Below are 691 nucleotides of genomic sequence, written 5' to 3'. Positions count from 1 at the left end.
CCACTCGACTGTTACAGTCAATCCGGGGCGCCATTTCTTGGGCAGCGAAACGCAACACAGGATGCCAAGTCCACCGCTTCCGATGCGGGATCTGACATTGCCGCCCCAAGTGCCATCGACATAGAATTTCCCTATTGGAATTTCCGTATAATTCAGCGCATTTAAATTCAAACTCATCACCTCACTTTCCGAGGATGATGTCACTTCATGTTTCATTTCAGCTTCATCGGACGAGCTTTGCGATGTACGCGAACAGCCGCCACACATCAAAATCGCAAACACAAACAACGCAATAAGTCCATTCAATTTAACAAAGCACTTATTCATAATTTGATTCTCTTGCCAGGCTGCGAACAGCGCGGATCGTCGCTCAGACGCGTGAAGTGCTCCGGACACGGGCTGTCCGGCGTCTGCAACCCTTCCGGGAACCCCGGACAACCGGGCATCCCTTGCGATGCGTCCACCTTGATCCTGTCATTCGGAAAAAACAGCACCCATAGAAATCCGTCGGAGAAATGCTCGTGCTTCCCGACGGAAACCACCCGGCTCGCCATCGCGTCCGGGTCCTTCTTGTACAGCGTGTCGTCTTGCCACCGCAACGTGACAGTCAAGCCGGGATGCCACTTACCCGGCGCAGACGCACAGCAGATCATTTGTCCGCCACCGCTGCCTATGCGCGACGCAACCGTAC

The 691-nt window shown here is 54.0% G+C and carries 2 protein-coding genes; both read right to left on the bottom strand.

Features of this window, described 5'->3' with window-relative positions; translation table 11 throughout:
- On the bottom strand, positions 1–327 hold a 327-nt coding region (locus J5M67_RS27340; RefSeq protein ID WP_207888534.1), incomplete at its 3' end, for a DUF3304 domain-containing protein.
- Positions 324–691 (bottom strand): DUF3304 domain-containing protein (locus J5M67_RS27335; protein ID WP_207888533.1); only part of this gene is annotated, 368 nt, incomplete at its 5' end. The genes J5M67_RS27340 and J5M67_RS27335, both read right to left, overlap by 4 nt.

Source organism: Pseudomonas sp. 30_B (assembly GCF_017491605.1).
Taxonomy (GTDB): domain Bacteria; phylum Pseudomonadota; class Gammaproteobacteria; order Pseudomonadales; family Pseudomonadaceae; genus Pseudomonas.
The sequence above is the reverse complement of the archived record's forward strand: the minus strand, read 5'-3'. Positions and strand labels throughout refer to the sequence as shown.